This window comes from Stenotrophomonas nitritireducens (genome assembly GCF_001431425.1).
GTDB lineage: Bacteria > Pseudomonadota > Gammaproteobacteria > Xanthomonadales > Xanthomonadaceae > Stenotrophomonas > Stenotrophomonas nitritireducens.
Genome location: NZ_LDJG01000012.1, coordinates 42,015 through 60,819, shown reverse-complemented (window position 1 = coordinate 60,819; position 18,805 = coordinate 42,015). Strand labels below are relative to the sequence as shown.

General features: G+C 69.8%; 11 protein-coding genes. 3 read left to right on the top strand and 8 right to left on the bottom strand.

The window, feature by feature from the left end; genetic code table 11:
* Positions 1-127 precede the first annotated feature (127 nt).
* The 4 genes from ABB22_RS08900 to glyQ all read right to left on the bottom strand — a co-directional run bounded on the left by ABB22_RS08900 (position 128) and on the right by glyQ (position 9,056).
* Positions 128-3,907, bottom strand: coding sequence for a translocation/assembly module TamB domain-containing protein (locus ABB22_RS08900; RefSeq protein ID WP_082443498.1), 3,780 nt, complete (start codon positions 3,905-3,907; stop codon positions 128-130).
* A 92-nt stretch (positions 3,908-3,999) separates the two neighbouring features.
* Entirely contained in the window at positions 4,000-5,784 is a 1,785-nt protein-coding gene (locus ABB22_RS08895) for an autotransporter assembly complex protein TamA (protein ID WP_055765565.1), read from the bottom strand.
* A 141-nt stretch (positions 5,785-5,925) separates the two neighbouring features.
* Positions 5,926-8,148: a glycine--tRNA ligase subunit beta gene (gene glyS, locus ABB22_RS08890; protein WP_055765568.1), complete on the bottom strand. Its 2,223-nt coding sequence runs from the start codon at positions 8,146-8,148 to the stop codon at positions 5,926-5,928.
* The gene (gene glyQ, locus ABB22_RS08885; protein WP_055765572.1) at positions 8,145-9,056 is read right to left on the bottom strand and encodes a glycine--tRNA ligase subunit alpha; all 912 of its coding nucleotides are present in this window, start codon (positions 9,054-9,056) and stop codon (positions 8,145-8,147) included. Before glyQ ends, glyS begins: the two co-directional genes overlap by 4 nt.
* A gap of 121 nt (positions 9,057-9,177) precedes the next feature.
* Between glyQ and ABB22_RS08880 the strand changes: the two genes are divergently transcribed.
* The 3 genes from ABB22_RS08880 (at position 9,178) to ABB22_RS08870 (ending at position 12,720) form a co-directional block, all read left to right on the top strand.
* On the top strand, positions 9,178-10,950 hold the full coding sequence (locus ABB22_RS08880) for a GspE/PulE family protein (RefSeq protein ID WP_152984096.1): 1,773 nt from the start codon (positions 9,178-9,180) through the stop codon (positions 10,948-10,950).
* Positions 10,947-11,666, top strand: a complete 720-nt coding sequence (locus tag ABB22_RS08875; RefSeq protein WP_055765578.1) for a glutamine amidotransferase — start codon at positions 10,947-10,949, stop codon at positions 11,664-11,666. Before ABB22_RS08880 ends, ABB22_RS08875 begins: the two co-directional genes overlap by 4 nt.
* Before the next feature lie 160 nt (positions 11,667-11,826).
* The gene (locus ABB22_RS08870) at positions 11,827-12,720 is read left to right on the top strand and encodes a BPSS1780 family membrane protein (RefSeq protein WP_055765581.1); all 894 of its coding nucleotides are present in this window, start codon (positions 11,827-11,829) and stop codon (positions 12,718-12,720) included.
* A gap of 21 nt (positions 12,721-12,741) precedes the next feature.
* Here the strand turns inward: ABB22_RS08870 and ABB22_RS08865 are convergent, their stop codons facing one another.
* The 4 genes from ABB22_RS08865 to ABB22_RS08850 are packed head-to-tail and all read right to left on the bottom strand — an operon-like array spanning position 12,742 to position 18,738.
* Positions 12,742-13,731, bottom strand: a complete 990-nt coding sequence (locus ABB22_RS08865; RefSeq protein ID WP_055765584.1) for a diguanylate cyclase domain-containing protein — start codon at positions 13,729-13,731, stop codon at positions 12,742-12,744.
* Positions 13,728-14,303 (bottom strand): chemotaxis protein CheB, encoded by a 576-nt coding sequence (locus ABB22_RS08860; protein ID WP_055765588.1) that lies wholly within the window; start codon positions 14,301-14,303, stop codon positions 13,728-13,730. The genes ABB22_RS08865 and ABB22_RS08860 overlap by 4 nt, the downstream gene beginning before the upstream one ends.
* Positions 14,300-15,151: a CheR family methyltransferase gene (locus ABB22_RS08855; RefSeq protein ID WP_055765590.1), complete on the bottom strand. Its 852-nt coding sequence runs from the start codon at positions 15,149-15,151 to the stop codon at positions 14,300-14,302. Before ABB22_RS08855 ends, ABB22_RS08860 begins: the two co-directional genes overlap by 4 nt.
* Entirely contained in the window at positions 15,136-18,738 is a 3,603-nt protein-coding gene (locus ABB22_RS08850; RefSeq protein ID WP_152984093.1) for a hybrid sensor histidine kinase/response regulator, read from the bottom strand. Before ABB22_RS08850 ends, ABB22_RS08855 begins: the two co-directional genes overlap by 16 nt.
* Positions 18,739-18,805 lie beyond the last annotated feature (67 nt).

Below are 18,805 nucleotides of genomic sequence, written 5' to 3'. Positions count from 1 at the left end.
GGCTGCGTGCGGCGGCCCTGCAACACGGCAGCGCGCCTGCAGGAGCGCCAGACCCGGCACGGACCACCGCTCCCGGCGGCGGTGGCAACCTTCCGCTCGCCGGATCGATTCGCCGGCGCCGTGCCCGCTACTTTTCCTTGCGCCAGTTCACCGAACCGCGGTTCTCCACGGTGCTGGATTCCACTTCGATGTCGAAACCGCGGCGCAGCAGGTATTTCAGCGTGAGCACCGAACCGCTGCCGATCAGCGATACGCCGTAGCCGACGTAGAGCTTGGGAGTGATGAACTTGCCCACGCCGAGTACCGCGCCGCCCAGCGCGCGCGACTGGCTGACGCCGGCGTCGTCCAGGCCGAGCTTGGCGCCGACCTGCGCGGCGAGCAGGCCGCTGCCGGCCGACAGCGCCGCCGAGGCGGCGTTGACCTGCTGCGCCTGGTCGCTGCTGGCCATGCTCAGGCTGCGGCCGAGCACGAGGTAGGACAGCGCCTCGGACTGCGACATCGCCGGATCCGACCACACGTCCACGCGCGGCTGCTGCGCGCGGCCGGTGACGACGATGCCGGCGGTGACCTCGCCGATGCCGCGCTGGGCGCGGATGTTGATGCGCGGGTCGGAGACGATGCCGTGGTTCCACAGCAGCTGGCCCTGGGTGATGGTCAGGTCCTGGCCGTAGGCCTTGTAGCGGCCGCTGACCTCCAGCCCGCCGTTGGCGGTCATTTCGCGGCCCGGACGCGCGCGCACCTGCATCTTGCCGGTCAGCGCGCCCTTCAGGCCGAAGCCGCTCATCTTCACCTTGTCGCCGAGGCTGACCGCCAGATCCATGTCCAGCGGCGAGGAGCGCGACTCCTCCGGATCGACCGGATCGAGCACCACCACGTCTTCGGATACCGAGGTACCGCGGTCCAGGCGCTCCAGGTCGATCGCCGCCTCGGGCACGTGCACGCTGCCGCGTAGTTCCATGGCGGTGCCAGCCAGGGTGAAGTCGAGATCGGGATTGGCCACCACGCGCAGTTCGCTGGTGTTGGAGACCAGCACCTTGTCGCCGCCGATGTGCAGCTGCAGCGGCTGCGCGTCGCCGAACCAGGACAGCCCGCCCTGCACCTTCAGCGCGCCTTCGCCGCCGGTCTTCACCTCCGCGGCGATGCGCGCCGAGCCGTCGGGCTGGGCGGTGAAGCTGCCCTTGCCTTCGCTCAGGGTCAGGCCGAGCGCAGGGAACTCGCCGGCGAAATCGCTCAGCTTCGCCTCGCCGCCCAGCGAGGGCTGCGCAAGCGTGCCGCGCAGGCTGACGTGGCCTTCGACCAGTCCCTTGGGCCGCACCAGGTCGGGCGAGAACAGCTCCATCCAGTACAGCCGCGACATGTTCAGGTACAGCTCGCCGTTCAATGCCGCGTTCGGCTCCCAGCCGGTGCGCACCCGGGCATCGACGAAGCCGTCGCCCTGGAAGCCGACGCCGAGGTAGCCGTTGATGCCGCCCGGCTGCATGTCCACGTTGATGGAGAAGTGGTCGTAGCGCATCAGCTCGCCGCGGGCGTTGTCGCCCAGGCGGATGCCGCCCTCAGCCGAAGCGACCTTGAAACTGCCCTCCCAGGCCTTGCCGCGCGGGCGCAGCTGGCCGTCCAGGGTGAGTTCGCCGCGCAGGTACATGCGCCGGCCGGCGTTCGGCGGCAGCCATGGCTGCACCAGCGCCAGCGGCAATGCGTCGCCACGCAGGCGCACGCCTTCGCGCGGCCACTCCGCACCGGCGCACAGCGCACCACCGGTTTCCGAGCCGAGGCAGGTATCGCCGAGGGTGAAGTTGCTGCCCTGCACGGCGAACGCCGCCGGTTGCCGCAGCTGCCACGGCGCGCCCTTGACCGGCGCCACCCGCAGCGTCGCCAGTTCGCCGCGCCACGCCTGCCCGGCCTGGCGCACGCTGCCGGACAGCGCCAGCGCGCCAAGGTCGTTGCGGGCGTCCGCGTCCAGATGCAGGTCCTGCAGGCTGCCGCGCGCGTCGATGCGCAGGCGGTCGAGCAGCATGCCCACCTGCACCGCGCTGGCCTGCACCTGCAGCGCGCCGTCGTCGCCGCGCCACGGCAGGCGGCCGGTGATGCCGACCTGCCCCGCCTTCCAGTCGTCCCATTGCAGGCCGTCGCCGCGCAGGTCGGCGCTGATGTCCGGCTGCGCCGGCGTGCCACGCACCTGCACGCTGCCGGCCAGGCTGCCGCTGGCGCCGGGCAGCAGGTCGGACAGGTGCAGCGGCTGCAGCTTCGCGTCCACGTCCAGGCGGTCGCCGACCTTGCCCTTGGCCTCGATATGGCTGTCGCCCAGCACCAGGCGCACGTCGCCCTCGCCCTGGGTGCCCTGCAGGGCCACCTTGGCGCGCGCATCGACGCTGCGCCCGCGCAGGCGGCCGTGCAGCTGCGGTACGTCGAGGGTGGCTTCCACGCGCAGGTCGTCGGTACCGGCGGGCGGCGGCAGCTGCTTGCCGGTGGAGGCCAGCGTGCCGGACAGGTTGCCTTCCCAGCCCGGCAGGAAATAACCCGGATCGAAGCTGGCCAAGCGGGCGTCCACGTCCCACGACAACACCGGTTCCCACGCCGCCGATCCGGTGAGATCGAGCGAACCGCCCGGCGTCGTCGCCTTGAGCTTCTCGATGCGGGCCTGCTGGTCGCTGCCGCGCACGTCGAAATCGAGGCTGGCGTCCTGCGCCTCGCGGGCGACGTCCGCCTTGCCGATCGCCGCCCAGTTCTTGAGGTTGCCGGCCACGCCCAGGCGCGCCTCCTTCAGGTGCATCGGCACCGGCGCGGTGTGCGGTGCCGCCGGATCGGGTGCGGGCGTCCAGGTCAGCTGGTTGGCCACCACCGCGAAGCGGAAACCGGGATTCTGCGCATCGCTGAAATCGGCGCTGCCCTGCAGGCGCACGCTGCCGCCGAAGGCCTCGGCCACCAAGGGCGAAACAGTCAGCACCTGGTTGTCGATGCCGATATTGGACGGCGCCAGCACCAGTTCCTGGTCGCCCTGGCGCACGCGGCCGCGCAGCTGCGCGTTGCCGCCGCGGCCGCGGGCGGTGAAATCCAGCGCCAGCGGCGCGGGCGCCTGCGCCAGGTACTGCGCGGGCACGAGCTGGCCGAGGTCCAGTTCCTCGCTGCGCGCGGACACGTTCCATACCGGGTCGATGCGGCCGTCCAGCACCAGTCTGGCCTGCAGCGGCTGCGGCGCATGGCCGGCCAGCGCGACCTCCATGTGCGCCAGGTCGCCACGCGCGACCAGCCCCAGGCGCGCGCGCGGCTGGCCCGGCCGCGCCGGCATCAACGCGCGCACGGTGAGGTCGGTGCGGTAATCGCGGCGCGGCAGGTAGTGGCCGTCGATGCGGAAGTCGCCCAGGTTGCTGGCGACCTTGAGCTGGGTGGCGCGGAACTCGCCGTCGGCGGCCTCGATGCCGCCGCGGAGGCGGGCGATGTCGATCGGCGGCGCGTCCTGCTGGACGATGCGCAGGCCATCGATTTCGATGGTGTCGGCCTGCAGCGCCAGCGGCAGCTCGATGGCCGGCAGCACGTCGGGCCAGCGCGGCAGTTCGAACGGCTTGTCTTCCGACGGCCCCAGTTCCAGCTGCGCGTCGCGGATCCGCAACAGGTCCAGGCGCAGCTTGCGCCCCAGCAGCGGACGGATGTCCGGGTCCAGATAGGCCTGCGCGGCGCTGAAGTGGATGTCCTCGTAGCGGAAATCCAGGTCGTGCAGCACCAGCGGCCCGGCCAGCGGACCTTCGGCCTTGCTCCAGGTGAGCGACGAGTTGGCCGGCAACCGCGCCACCACCTGCGCCAGCAGCACGTCGCGCCCGGCCACGGTCTGCAGCAGCCAGTACAGCGCCAGCACGGCCAGCACCACGAGCGCGCCGATGCCGATGCCGCTGCGGATCGCCAGCGTGCGCATCCGCGCCCGGCGCCGCGCGCGCAGTTCGGCGATGCGCGCTTCGCGCTCCTCGGGGGTCATGTCGCCGGAGGCGGCGGGATCGGGGCGGCGGCTCACAGGTCGGCTCCGATGTTCAGGTACAGCTGGAACTGCGAATCGGGGTGGTTCAGGCCATGGGCGATGTCGATGCGCACCGGTCCCACCGGCGATTTCCAGCGCACGCCGAAGCCGACGCCGGTATGCAGGTCGATGGTGTTGTCGAAGGCGCTGCCGGTGTCCACGAACACCGCCGCGCCCCACGGGCCGCCGCCGAAGTAATGCTCGTACTCGGCCGAGCCGACCACCAGGTGCTTGGCGCCGAGCGCGTACTTGTCCGGGGCCGGCGTGCGCGGCCCGACCTCGCGCCAGGCATAGCCGCGGATCGAGCGGTCGCCACCGGCGAAATAGCGCAGGCTCGGCGGCATCGCCACCAGGTCGCTGGTCCAGGTGGTGCCGGCCTGGCCGCGCAGGATCAGGCGGTCGCTGTCGCCGAGCGGCATGTACCAGCGCAGCGTGGCATCGGCCTGGACGAAGCTGGTGTCCGAACCGGCGCCCTCGATGCCGCCGCGCAGCGTGGCATTGCCGCTGAAGCCGCGGCGCGGGAAGGCCTTGTCGTCCACGTCCACGTAGTCGGCGGTCAGCTGCGGATATACCAGCGTCGAGTACTGGTAGACCGCGTTGGTGAACTGGTCGCCGGAACTGTAGCGCCAGCGCTCGCGCAGCGCGTTGACCGAAGCGATGGCGGTCCAGTGCTCGTTGATCTCGCCGCTGCGGCTGGCGATGAGCTTGAAGTTGCGCATGTCGATGTAGCGCGTCTGCTCGTCATAGGCGCTGACGGCGAAGGTGTACCAGCCGTCGAGCCAGCGGAACGCGGGTATCCGGTAGCTGGTGATCAGGCTCTTGCGCTTCTGCGCATAGTCCAGCTGCGTGTTGAGCTTGTGGCCGCGGCTGTTGACGTAGCGCCGTTCCACGCCGCCGCGCACACCCGGCCCGCTTTCACTGCCGTAGCTCAGGCCGGCGGTGTAGACGGTGCGCTTGGCCAGGGTGAGGTTCACGTCCACCGGTACCTCGCCGTCGCCATAGGCATCGTCCGGGTGCGGCTGGATGTCGATGGTGCTGAAGTAGTCCAGCTTGGTCAGCGATTCGCGCAGGCGGTCGAGCTTGCCTTCATGCCAGTAGCTGCCCTCTTCCCAGTACACCAGCGGGTCGAACAGCCCCGGGCGGAAATAGTCCTGGTTGAAGCTGATGCGGCCCATGTTGTAGCGGCGGCCGCTGTCCCAGCTCAGGAAGATGTCGGCCGCGTTCTCGGCGCGGGTGATCTCGACCTTGCGCTGGGTGAAGTCCGAGTCGAAGTAGCCACGCTCGGACAGGCGCCGGGTGACGACGACCTTGCTGGCCTCGTAGGTGCTGTGGTCGAACGGTTCGCCCTCGCGCGGCTCGAAATCCTCCAGGTCCTGCTGCAGGTAGCGGTCACGCGCGGCCGGGCCGGTGATGACCACCTCCGAATGGCGCACCCGCACCGGTTCGCCCTTCTCCACCTGGATCACCACCCGCACCGTATCGCCCTCGCGCGGCGCTTCCACGGTGATGGTCGGGTTGTAGTAGCCGAACGGCTCCAGCGCCTGCCGGGTCTGCCGCTCGGCCTGCGACAGCAGGTACTCCAGGCGCGATTCGCCCTGCACCTTGCCGATGGTGTCGTACAGCGACAGCGAAACCTCGATGTTCTCGATGATGGCCGCATCGTCGCCCTTGTCCAGGCCCTTGATCTGCACCTTTTCGATGGTGCCGCGGGCATGGGCGGAGAAGGCTGCCAGCAGGGCAACGGAAAGGAAGGGGCGCAGGATTCGGGCAGGCAGCATGCGGGCAGCATACCGGGCCGAACGTGACCGGCAAAATCGCGGCATGGCTGGCAAATCCGGCGTGAAACCAGCGTAAAGAGCACAAAAAGAAGGTCCGCCGGGGCGGACCTTCCAGAACGCGACCGCACCGGCCGACAACGATCAGCCGGACAGATGCTCGATGGCGGCGACGCTGCCCAGGCGGTCGCCCAGGGTGCGCAGCAGGGCGAGGCGGTTGCCGCGCAGCGCCGGGTCTTCGGCATTGACCATGACCCCGTCGAAGAACGCGTCGACCTGCGGACGCAGGCGGGCGAGCCGGCCGAGCACGCTGACGTAGTCCTTCTGGGCCAGTGCCGCGCCGGTGTCGTCGATGGCCGCGGCCACCGCTTCGGCCAGTTCGCTCTCGGCCGGTTCGCGCAGCAGCGCCGGATCGATGCTGCCCGGGATGTCGCCCTCGGCCTTGCGCAGGATGTTGCGGATGCGCTTGTTGGCGGCAGCCAGTGCTTCGGCTTCCGGCAGCTGGGCGAAGGTGCCGATGGCGTCGATGCGGCGGTCGAAGTCGTACAGCGAGGCCGGCTTCAGTTCGGCCACGGCGTTGAAGTGGGTGGCCGGTACGCCCTTGTCGGCGTAGTAGCCCTTCAGGCGGTCGATGATGAAGTCGTACAGCTCGGATATCACCGGCACCGTATCCAACACATGCAGATCATGGCCTTGCTGCGCAACAAACCGGCCCAACTGTTCGAGCACGAACGCATTGCCGGTCGATGCGGAGGCATCGGCCAGCAAATTTCCGAAATGCGCCTTGAGCTTCTCCGCATCCTTGGGACTTGCGGACGCAACTGCCAGAAACGCCTGGGATGCCGCAGCGGAAAGCAGGGTTTTCAGGTCCAGATCAAACCCGGATTCGATGACCGTCCGCGCCAGGCCCAGCGCATTGCGCCGCAGCGCGAACGGGTCCTTGTTGCCGGTCGGCTTCAGGCCCGCGGCGAAACCGCCGGCCAGCGTGTCCAGGCGCTCGGCGATCGCCAGCACCTTGCCCAGCGGCGACAGCGCGATGTCGTCGGCCGCGAAGCGCGGCTGGTAAGCCTCGTCGATGGCCAGCGCCACGGCGGGCGACTCGCCGCCGGCCACGGCGTAGTGGCGGCCGGCGATGCCCTGCAGTTCCGGGAACTCGCCCACCATGCGCGACTGCAGGTCGTTCTTGGCCAGCTCGGCGGCACGCCTGGCCTGCACCGGGTCGGCGCCCACCTGCGGCGCGATGACCTGCGCCAGCGCGCTCACGCGCTCCACCTTGTCGGCCACGCTGCCGAGCTTGGCCTGGTAGGTGACGGTCTTCAGTCCGTCGCCCATCGCCGCCAGGCCCTGCTTGAGGTCCTCGTCGAAGAAGAACTTGGCATCGGAGAAGCGCGGGCGGATCACCCGCTCGTAGCCCTTGGAAACCTCGGCCACGTCCTTCGATTCGATGTTGGCGATGCCGATGAACTTTTCGGTCAGCTTGCCCGCGGCATCCAGCACCGGGAAGAACTTCTGGTTGATCTCCATCGTCTCGATCAGCGCTTCCTGCGGCACCGCCAGGAATTCGCGCTCGAAACCGCACAGCACCGCCGACGGCCATTCGACCAGGTTGACCACCTGTTCCAGGTTGTCGTCGGTGATGCGCGCCACGCCGCCGGCCTGCGCGGCGGCGGCGTTGACCTCGTGCACGATGCGCTCGCGGCGCGCGTCGGCGTCGACCAGCACGTTGGCGGCCTTCAGCGATTCGACGTAGTCGGACGGGTGGCTCAGCCACACCTGCTTGTCGGCCATGAAGCGATGGCCGCGGCTGAAACGGTCGGACTTCAGGCCGAGCAGTTCGGCGTCGACCACGTCGTTGCCGTGCAGCAGCACCAGCCAGTGCACCGGCCGGGCGAAGGCGTACTCATGCGCGCCCCAGCGCATCGGCTTGGGGATCGGCATCGCGGCGATGGCCTCGCGCACGATCTCCGGCAGCAGCGTGGCGGTCTTCGCGCCCGGGGTCACCGAACGCAGCACGAAGCGCTCGCCCTTGGCATCGGTGGTGCGCTCCAGCGCGGTCCAGTCGATGCCGGCCTTGGCGGCGAAACCCTGCAGCGCCTTGGTCGGTTCGCCGTTGGCGTCCAGCGCGATGTTCAGGTACGGCCCGAACACCTCCGAGTGCTGCTCGGGCTGTTCGGTTTCCACGCCCGGCAGCAGCACCGCGAGGCGGCGCGGGGTGGACAGCGGCTTGGCGTCGTCGCGCTCGAAGGCGATGCCGCGCCTGGCCAGCCCGTCGATCACGCCATCGAAGAACGCCTGCGCCAGGCCCGGCAGCGCCTTGACCGGCAGCTCTTCCACGCCCAGTTCGATCAGCAGCGGCTGCATGCTCATGCCTGCACCTCCCTGGCGGCCACGGCTTCGAGGCGCTTGGCCTCGTACAGCTTGGCCACGGCCATCGCCAGCGTGCGCACGCGCAGGATGTAGCGCTGGCGCTCGGTCACCGAGATGGCGCGGCGCGCGTCGAGCAGGTTGAACGAGTGCGATGCCTTGCAGACCTGTTCATAGGCCGGCAGCGGCAGGCCGGCTTCCACCAGCTTCTGCGCTTCGGCCTCGCAGGCATCGAAGCGGTGGAACATTTCGGCCACGTCGGCATGCTCGAAGTTGTAGGTGCTCTGCTCCACCTCGTTCTGGTGGTAGACGTCGCCGTAGGTGACCGGGGTGCCGTCCGGGCCGTAGGTCCAGATCAGGTCATAGACGTTGTCGCAGTTCTGCAGGTACATGCACAGCCGCTCCAGGCCGTAGGTGATTTCGCCGAGCACCGGGCGGCATTCCAGGCCGCCGGCCTGCTGGAAGTAGGTGAACTGGGTGACTTCCATGCCGTTGAGCCAGACCTCCCAGCCCAGGCCCCAGGCGCCGAGGGTCGGCGATTCCCAGTTGTCCTCGACGAAGCGCAGGTCGTGCACCAGCGGGTCGATGCCCAGCGCCTTGAGCGAATCCAGGTACAGCTGCTGGATGTTGTCCGGGCTCGGCTTCATCGCCACCTGGTACTGGTAGTAGCGCTGCAGGCGGTTGGGGTTCTCGCCGTAGCGGCCGTCGGTGGGGCGGCGCGAGGGCTGCACGTAGGCGGCATTCCAGCTTTCCGGGCCGATCGAGCGCAGGAAAGTGGCCGGGTGGAAGGTGCCGGCGCCCACTTCCAGGTCCAGCGGCTGGATCAGCACGCAGCCCTGCTTCGCCCAGTAGTCGTTGAGGGTCTGGATCAGGCCCTGGAAAGTGATCGGAACGGTGGGAGTCGCGGACATGCTGCCTGGGCCGTACGGATGGGTGCGCTAGTATAGCGAGCGACCGCGCGGCGGCCGCGCCAGCAAGGAGTTTCAGGTGGAACAGCAGGCCGCGCAGAGCGCTCCGACCCCGCCGCAGCCGGTGGCCATCGCCCCCGGCCGACTGCAGTTTTCCAACATCGCCGCCGCCCTGCTGGGCGACGGCCTGGTGGCCGCGCACGACCAGGAACGCATCCGCTTCTCCGCGCAGGGCGCGCGCAACGCCAGCGAGGTGCACCCGCTGGTGCTGCTGGCCAACCTCAAGCTGGCCGCCGCGGCGCCGGCGTCCGGCGAGCTGGGGCTGGAGCGGCTGACCGAATGGCTGGCCGCCCGCACCGGGATCGGCCACCTGCGCATCGACCCCACCCGGGTGGACGTGGCCAACGCCACCTCCGTGGTCTCGCACGCCTATGCGCGGCGCCACCGCATCCTGCCGCTGGCGATGGACACCGAGCGGGTGCTGGTGGCCACCAGCGAACCGATGGCGCGCGACTGGATACCCGACCTGCAGCACCTGACCCGGCGCCGGGTCGAGATCGTGCTGGTCAACCCGCTGGACCTGCACCGCTATTCGATGGAGTTCTTCGGTGTCACCCGCTCGGTGCGCAATGCCCGCGGCGACGCGCGCGGCGACGGCGGCGGCAGCCTGCCCAGCTTCGAGCAGTTGGTGGAACTGGGCCGCGCCGGCGACGTCAACGCCGACGACCACCACGTGGTCAGCATCGTCGACTGGCTGCTGCAGTACGCCTACGAGCAGCGCGCCAGCGACATCCACCTGGAGCCGCGCCGCGACATGGGCCGGGTGCGGTTCCGCATCGACGGCGTGCTGCACAAGGTGTTCGAGCTTCCACCGACGGTGATGACCGCCGTGGTCAGCCGCATCAAGGTGCTCGGGCGCATGGACCTGGCCGAACGCCGGCGGCCGCAGGACGGCCGCATCAAGACCCGTTCGCCGGGCGGTCGCGAGGTCGAGATGCGCCTGTCGACCATGCCCACCGCGTTCGGCGAGAAGTGCGTGATGCGCATCTTCGACCCGGACGCGGCGTTCAGGAGCATCGAGCAGCTGGGCTTCAGCCCGGAGGAGGCGGCCGGCTGGAACGAACTGGTCGCCCGCCCGCACGGCATCGTGCTGGTCACCGGCCCCACCGGCTCGGGCAAGACCACCACCCTGTACTCCACGCTCAAGCGGCTGGCCACGCCGGACGTGAACGTGTGCACGGTGGAGGACCCGATCGAGATGATCGCGCCGGAGTTCAACCAGATGCAGGTCCAGACCAACATCGACCTGGACTTCGCCAGCGGCGTGCGCACCCTGCTGCGCCAGGATCCGGACATCATCATGATCGGCGAGATCCGTGACCTGGAGACCGCGCACATGGCGGTGCAGGCCTCGCTGACCGGCCACCTGGTGCTGTCCACCCTGCATACCAACGACGCGCCCTCGGCCATCACCCGCCTGCTCGACCTGGGCATCCCGCACTACCTGATCGCCTCCACCGTCAACGGCGTGCTGGCGCAGCGCCTGGTGCGCACCCTGTGCCCGCACTGCAAGCGCGCCGACGTGCTCGACGACGCCGACTGGGCGCCGCTGCGTGATGGCGATGAGGCATTACCTGATGCCATCCACGCCTGTGCGCCGGTCGGCTGCCTGGAGTGCCGGCGCACCGGCTACATGGGCCGGATCGGCCTGTATGAGCTGCTGCCATTGGGTCCGCGGCTGCGCGCACTGATCGCGCGTGACATGGACCTGGCCGGTTTCAGCCGCGCAGCGCGCGCCGGGGGACTACGCACGCTGCGCCGCACCGGGCTTGAAAAGGTGGCGCAGGGGCTGACTACAATCGAGGAAGTCCTGTCGGTCCTGCCCCCAGCGGAATGAAGTCCTCGCCGTTCCTCATCATCGAAACCGGGCAACCGTTCCCGACCCTGCGCCGCTACGGCCGCTTCCCGCACTGGATCCGCGTCGCCGCGGGGCTGGAGGAAGCGCAGACCGTGGTGGTCGATGTCGAGCACGGCGAACGCCTGCCCGATCGCCATGGCTTCGCCGCCACCATCGTCACCGGTTCGGCCGCCTTCGTCACCGACCGCGCCGAGTGGAGCGAGCGCAGCGCCGACTGGCTGCGCGAAGCCGCCCACGGCGGCATGCCGCTGCTGGGCATCTGCTACGGCCACCAGCTGCTGGCGCACGCCCTGGGCGGGCAGGTGGACTACAACCCGGCCGGGCGCGAATCGGGCACCATCCGCCTGGAACTGGACCCCGCCGCCGCCGGCGATCCGCTGTTCGCCGGCCTGCCCACCAGCTTCGCGGCGCAGGCCACCCACCTGCAGACGGTGCTGCGCGCCCCCGACGGCGCCACCGTGCTGGCGCGCTCGGCGCAGGACGGCTGCCATGCCTTCCGCTGGGGCGACAACGCCTGGGGCCTGCAGTTCCACCCTGAGTTCGCCACCCACCACATGCGCGGCTACGTGCGGGCGCGCGCCGACTGCATCGCCCGCCACGGCGGCTGCGCGCGCACCGTGTCGCGCCAGGTCAGCGCCGCGCCGCAGGCCCGCCAGCTGCTGCGCCGCTTCGTGCGCCACGCCCGCGCGATGTAGCGCCGGGCCCTGCCGGGCGCCCCCCGCGCCGGCCGCCTCGCGGCAGCCGGCATTGCGATGGAATGCACGGTCCCGCGGCGCGACTCGCCCGTCACCCGGGTTCCGGCGATAATCCGCCCACGCCGGCAGCCTGCCGGCGCTCCCCCTTCTCGGAACTGCAATGGGCGATATTCGCAAGGTGCCGGCCTCCGCCGGCGCGGAATGGCTGCTGGCCGGCTTCGGCCTGCTCAAGCGCGCGCCGCTGGCGCTGGGTTCGCTGGGCATCCTGTGGGGCGTAGGCACCTCGCTGGTGCTGTCGCTGTCGCTGCTGGTGCCGGCGCTGGGCACGCTGGTGCAGCTCCTGCTGCTGCTGGCCGGGCCGCTGTTCATGGGCGGCCTGCTGTGGGCCGTGCGCGAAGTCGACCAGGACCGCCAGGCGCGTCCTTCGCACCTGCTCGAAGGCGTGCGCGAAGGCCGCGCGCCGCACCTGCTGGTGGCGCTGCTGCCGCAGCTGGTGGCCGCGTTGCTGCTGGGCACGCTGCTGCTGGTGCTGGTCGGCACCGACGGCCTGCAGCGCCTGTCCGAAGTGATGCTGCGGATCAACGAACTGAGCCAGTCCGGCGCGCAGCCTGACCCTGGGCAGATCGAGGCGCTGGTGGCGACGCTGCCGGCCGGCCGCATCCTGCTGTGGCTGCTGCTGATGCTGGCCGCCTTCGCCGCGCTGACCCTGGCGCTGTTCGTGATGCCGCCGCAGGTGATGTTCCAGCGCATCGGCGGCTGGCACGCGCTGCGCCGCAGCCTGCGTTCGAGCCTGCGCAACCTGCCGGCGATGCTGGTGTTCTTCGTGCTGGCCTTCATCGCCATCTTCGCGATCTATTTCGCGGTGATGATCCTGGCGGTGATCGTCGGCCTGGTCGCCGGCCAGACCGTGGCCATGGCGGTGGCGCAGCTGCTGCTGATGGCGGTGCTGATGCCGGTGTTCGCCGGCGCGGTGTACGCAGCCTGGAAGCAGATGCTCGGCCCGGCCGGCGCGGTGCCGCCGCCGGCCGCCGGCGGCCACGTGCTGGAAGCCTGACCGGCTTCCAGCCGCCGCGGTTCAGCGCTCGCGGGCGCGCTTGACCAGGTACATCGCCTGGTCGGCGGCATGCAGCAGCATCCCCACCTCCGCGCCATCGGCCGGATAGGTCGCCAGGCCGATGCTGGCGGCGATGGCCAGACTCACTTCGCCGTCGTCGCCTGCATGGGCCATCGGCGCCTGCAGGCAGAGCCGCACGTCCTCCAGCCGGCGCCTGGCCGCGTCCACGTCCTCCAGGTCCTCCAGCACCAGCGCGAACTCGTCGCCGCCCAGCCGCGCGACGGTGTCGTTCTCGCGCAGCGAACCGCGCAGCCGGCGCGCCAGTTCCATCAGCAGGGCATCGCCCGCGGCATGGCCCCAGGTATCGTTCACGCCCTTGAACCCGTCCACGTCGACGTAGACCAGGGCGAACATGCCCTCGTTGCGCACCGCGCGATGGTGCGCGTTCTCCAGGCGGTCCATGAACAGCGCGCGGTTGGGCAGGCCGGTGAGCATGTCGTGCATGGCCAGGTGGCGCATTTCCTGCTCCATCTGCCGACGCTGCTCGACCTCGAGCTCGAGCTGGCGGTTGCGCTCGGACAGCTCGCGCAGCGCGTCGCGCAGGGCCACCCGGTGCCGGTACAGCTCCAGGAACACCTGCACCTTGGACAGCAGGATGGTCGCGTCCAGCGGCTTGGCCATGTAGTCCACCGCGCCGAAGCCATAGCCCTTCAGCCGGTGCACGTCGTCGGCGTAGGTCGCGGTGACGAAGATGATCGGCGTCTGCCGCGTGCCTTCTTCCTGCGACAGGATCTCCGCCACCTCGAAGCCGTTGATGTCGGGCATGTACACGTCCAGCAGGACCAGGGCGAACTCCGAGTCCAGCGTGGCCTTGAGCGCGTCGTTGCCGGACGCGGCCTCGACCACCTCGACGTCGAGTTTGGCCAGCACCCGGCGGATCACCAGCAGGTTGGCGGGGTTGTCGTCGACCGCCAGGATCTTCGGGCGCTGCAGGGCAGCCGGCTTGGTCATGGGCATAGCGTTTCCAGCAAGGGGGGAATGTCGGCCAGCGGCAGGCAATGGTCGGCGCCGGCCAGTTCGAGCGCGGCCGCGGGCATGATCGGGACCTGCGCCGTACGCGGATCTTCCACGATTACGCGGCCACCGAGCGCGCGTATCCGCCGACAGCCATGCGCGCCGTCGGCGTTGGCGCCGGTGAGCAGCACCGCGAGCAGGCGTTCGCGCCAGGCCTCGGCCGCCGACTCGAACAGCACGTCGATCGAGGGACGCGAGAACGCGACGCGCGGATCGACGCTCAACGCGAAGCGACCGTCGTGTTCGACCAGCAGGTGATAGCCGGACGGCGCCACGTACACCTGCCCGGGCTGCGGCAGCTGCCGCTCCTCTGCCTCGCGCACCGGCAGGCCGCTGCGCCCGGCCAGCAGCTCGCAGAACAGCCGCATGTCCTCCGAACCGCTGTGGCAGACCAGCACCACCGGCACCGGCAGCGGCCGCGACAGGCCGCCGAGCAGCAGGTGCAGCGCCGCCAGCCCGCCAGCCGAACAACCGACCACGACCGCCAGCGGCGACGGTTGCGCGCTCACGTCGCCGCTCCCGTGTTGCGGTACAGGCGCAGCTCGGCATCGAGCGGCGCGAAGTCGCGGGCACTGGGCGCAAAGCGGATCGATTCGCGGTTGCCCAGGCACAGGAAGCCGCCGCGCGAGAGGCTGTCGCGGAACAGGCCGAGCACCCGGTCCTGCAGCGCGTCGGAGAAATAGATCAGCACGTTGCGGCACAGGACCAACTGCGCCTCGCAGAACACCCCGTCGCAGACCAGGTTGTGGTTGGCGAAGGTCACCCGCTCCTTCAGCCGCTCGTCCAGCTTCATGAAGTCGTAGCGGGCGTGGTAGTAGTCCGACAGCGTGTGTCGGCCGCCGGCGGCCAGGTAGTTTTCCGAGTACAGGCGCGCGTCGCGGATCGGGAAGATGCCTTCCTGCGCGCGCGCCAGCGCCTCGTCGCTGAAGTCGGTGGCGTAGATCTGGCAGCGTTCGTACAGGCCGGCTTCCTTGAGCAGGATCGCCAGCGAATAGACCTCCTGCCCGTGCGCGCAGCCGGCCTGCCAGATGTTGATGTGCGGGTAGGACGCCAGCACCGGGAACACCTCGTCGCGCAGCTTCCGGAACACCGCCGGGTTGCGGAACATCTCCGACACCGGCACCGACAGCCGCGCGATCACCTGCGGCACCATCGCGTCGTCGCGCAGCACGCGCGCGGTCAGCTCGCCGACGTGCGCCACGCCCAGCGCCTGCACCAGCTGCAGCACGCGCCGCTTCAGCGAGGACGGCGCGTACCCGCTGAAATCGTAGCCGTGACGCCGCGCCATCGCCTGGACGAAGGCGTCCACCTCGATATCGTCGATGTCCTCGCGGCCGGCGCCTATTTCTGCAGCCATACGCGGATCATCGACAACAGCTTGTCCAGGTCCACCGGCTTGGTCAGGTAATCGTTGGCGCCGGCTTCCAGGCATTTGTCGCGGTCGCCGTGCATGGCCTTGGCGGTCACCGCGATGATCGGCAGCTCGGCCCACTGCGGCTGGCGGCGGATCTCGCGGGTGGTCTCGTAGCCATCCATGCCGGGCATCATGATGTCCATCAGCACCAGCTCGATGTCGCCGTTCTCCTGCAGCTGCTGCAGCGCCTTGTAGCCGTCCTGGGCCAGGACCACGTTCATGCCGCGCGCGCGCAGCGACTTGGACAGCGCGAACAGGTTGCGCATGTCGTCGTCGACCAGCAGCAGCTTGCGCCCGCCCAGCTGGGTGTCGTCCGACGGCGTGGCGTTGGCGCCGCGCGACCCGATGCTGTGCAGGAACAGGCTGACCTCGTCGAGCAGGCGCTCGGGCGAGCGCTTGCCCTTGATCACGATGCTGTCGGTGTACTGGCGCAGCTTCAGGCTTTCCTCGCGGCTGAGCTCCTGCGCCGAATAGATCACCACCGGCGGCACCGCCACCAGGTTGACCGCCCGCTCCAGGAACTCGATGCCGGAAATGCCGCCCAGGTTCAGGTCCAGCACGATGCAGTCGTAGCTGTGGGTGGCGATGCGCTCCAGCGCTTCCTCGCCCGAAGCGACCTGGTCGATCTCGACGTTGTCGGCCTGCAGCAGGCGGGTCAGCGCCAGCCGCGAATCGTCGTCGTCGTCCACCAGCAGCAGCTTGCGCACGATCTTGCCGGCGACCTCCAGCAGGTGGTCGAACGCGGCGATCAGCGCCTTGCGGTCCACCGGCTTGGTCAGGTAACCAACCGCGCCCAGCGCCACGCCCTTGGCGGCTTCGTCGACGGCGGAAATGAAGTGCACCGGGATCGCCGCGGTCACCGGGTCGTGCTTGAGGTGCTGCATCACCGACCAGCCATCCATGCCCGGCAGCATCACGTCGAGCAGGATGCCGGTGGGGCGGTAGCGACGCGCCAGCTCCAGGCCGCTCTCGCCGTCGGCCGCGGCCAGCGCGCGGTGGCCCTTGCGCCGGATCAGGTCGACCAGGATGCGGGCGAACGCGGGATCGTCCTCGATGGTGAGGATGACCGTGTCGCCGGCGGCGATGGCGTGGCGGTCGTCGGGTATCCAGTCGATCAGCGGTGCGGCGACCGTACGCGCCGGCTGCTGCGCCGGCGGCCGTTTCGCCTGCACCGCGTCCGGCACCTCGGCGGCGGCGCCGGACGGCAACGCCAGCAGCGGCAGCACCAGCGCGAAGCTGCTGCCCTTGCCCTGCTCGCTGTCCACCACCAGGTGGCCATCGAGCAGCTGCGCCAGGCGGCGCGCGATGGCCAGGCCCAGTCCGCTGCCGCCGTAATGGCGGCTGGTGCTGGAATCGACCTGCTCGAACGCCTCGAAGATCGAATCCAGGCGCTCGGCGGGAATGCCGATGCCGGTGTCCTGCACCGCCAGCGCCACGTGGGCACGACCGGCCGGTGCGCCGATGCGGCCCAGCAGCGCGTCGTCGGCCATGGACAGGCGCAGGGTGACCTTGCCCTCGCGGGTGAACTTGAAGGCATTGCCGAGCAGGTTGTTGAGGATCTGCTGCAGCTTGGAGCGGTCGGTCACCAGCGCATCGGGCACCTGCGGATCCAGGTCGATGGCGAATTCCAGCCGGCTCTCCACCGCCATGTGGCGGAAGTGGCGCGTCACCTCGCGGGTGATCGATTCCACCTTCACTTCTTCGCGGTGGATGTCCATCTTGCCCGCCTCGATCTTGGACAGGTCGAGGATGTCGTTGATCAGGCGCAGCAGGTTGGAGCCGGAATCGTGGATCACCGCCGCCGCTTCCACCTCCTCGGCGTCGAGATGGCCGCTTTCGTTCTCGGCCAGCTCCTTGGACAGGATCAGCAGGCTGTTGAGCGGGGTGCGCAGCTCGTGCGACATGTTGGCCAGGAAATCGGTCTTGTACTGGCTGGCGCGCGCCAGTTCCTGCGCCTTGAACTCGGTGTCGCGCTGCAGCACCTGCAGCACGTCCTTCTGCTCGTTGAGCACCTCGGTCTTCTGCCGCAGCTCCTCGTTGGAGGCCTGCAGTTCCTCGGCCTGCACCCGCAGTTCCTCCTCCGAGGCGGACAGGCGCTGGGCCTGCTCCTCCAGTTCGACCGTCTTGCCCTGCAGTTCCTCGTTGGTGGCGCGCAGCTCCTCTTCCTGCGCCTGCAGCGCCACCTGGGAGCGCTGCAGCTCCTCGGCCTGGGCCTGGGTGCGCTCCAGCAGCAGCTGGGTCTCCTCGGCGCGGCGGATGTTGTCCAGGCCCAGCGCTACGGTCGGCAGCACGGCGTCGATGAAGGCTTCCTGGGTCGGGGTGAAATGCTGGAACGCGCCGAATTCGAACACGCCCAGCAGGCGTTCCTTCAGCAGCAGCGGCACCGCGACCAGGTGCCGCGGCGGCGCCTCGCCCAGCGCCGAATGGATGCCGAAGAACTCGTCGGGCACCTGCTGCACGCCGATGCGCTTGCGCTCCAGCGCGGCCTGTCCGATCAGGCCGTCGCCCAGGCCGTAGCGCAGGCCCAGGTGCTTGCGCCGCTGGAACCCGTAGCTGCCCTGCAGGCGCAGTTCGCCGGCCTCCTCGTCCCACAGGAACAGCACGCCGATGCCGGCGCCGATGCGCGGCGCGATCTCCGACACCAGTGCCTGCGCGTAGTCGCCGGGCGTCTGCGCCGGCTGCAGCGCGGCGCCCACCTCGCCCACGCTGAGCTTGATCCAGTTGGCCTCGCGCGAGGTCAGCGAATTGCGCCGGAACACTTCCAGCGCGCGGGCGATCGCGCCGATCTCGTCGCCGCGCTCCAGGCCGTTGATGTCCACGTCGAGGTCGCCGTCGGCCAGGCGCGTCATCTTCCCGGTGAGGCGGTTGATCGGCGAGACCACCAGCCGCGAGAGCATCCACAGCGTGCCGACGATGATCAGCAGTCCGGCCACCAGCAGGAACAGCGAGATGCCATGCGCGCGCGCGATCCACTGGCTCATCGCGCCGCGCTCGTCGAGCAGGGTGTTGACCTCGATGTCGTAGATCTCGGCCAGGGTCGCCGCCAGCGCGTCGCCCTGGCCGGTGCTGACCGCATGGAACTGCCGCCGGGCGGCCGCCAGGGTGTCGCCGCCTTCCTGCGAAGCCGCATCGGGCACCAGGCCGGCCTGCACCTGCGCGTCCCAGCTGACGGCCTGCACCGAGGCGCGGCGGACGCGCTCGTTCTGGATGTCGGTGCCGGCCTTCAGCGCCTCGGCCAATGCCTGGTCGCGATGCTCGCGCTGCGCGCGCAGGGTCTGCAGGGCCTGCTCACCCTCGCCCAGCAGGTAGTCGCGGATCGCCACCTGCTGCAGGCGCACCGCCTGGATGGCTTCCTCGACGTGACGTATCACCTCGATCTGGCGGCCTTCGCGCCTGCGCGCGTCGTCGTCCTGCCCGGAGGTGCGGTAGCTGACCACGCTGGTAGCCAGGAAACACAGGAACACCAGCCCGAATGCCGCCAGCATCTTGCCCAGCAGGGGCACGTTGTTGATCCAGTTCCTGTCGCTCACTCGGCTCCCCCCCGGATGCAGCCTCGCCACCCCCCGGTGGCGCTTCGGATTTCAGTGGACATCAAAG

Bases quoted from the DNA above. Each gene is read 5' to 3' on its own strand.
- ABB22_RS08900 (WP_082443498.1), bottom strand. From the start codon at position 3,907: ATGCGCACGCTGGCGATCCGCAGCGGCATCGGCATCGGCGCGCTCGTG.
- ABB22_RS08895 (WP_055765565.1), bottom strand. From the start codon at position 5,784: ATGCTGCCTGCCCGAATCCTGCGCCCCTTCCTTTCCGTTGCCCTGCTG.
- glyS (WP_055765568.1), bottom strand. From the start codon at position 8,148: ATGAGCATGCAGCCGCTGCTGATCGAACTGGGCGTGGAAGAGCTGCCG.
- glyQ (WP_055765572.1), bottom strand. From the start codon at position 9,056: ATGTCCGCGACTCCCACCGTTCCGATCACTTTCCAGGGCCTGATCCAG.
- ABB22_RS08875 (WP_055765578.1), top strand. From the start codon at position 10,947: ATGAAGTCCTCGCCGTTCCTCATCATCGAAACCGGGCAACCGTTCCCG.
- ABB22_RS08870 (WP_055765581.1), top strand. From the start codon at position 11,827: ATGGGCGATATTCGCAAGGTGCCGGCCTCCGCCGGCGCGGAATGGCTG.
- ABB22_RS08865 (WP_055765584.1), bottom strand. From the start codon at position 13,731: ATGACCAAGCCGGCTGCCCTGCAGCGCCCGAAGATCCTGGCGGTCGAC.
- ABB22_RS08855 (WP_055765590.1), bottom strand. From the start codon at position 15,151: ATGGCTGCAGAAATAGGCGCCGGCCGCGAGGACATCGACGATATCGAG.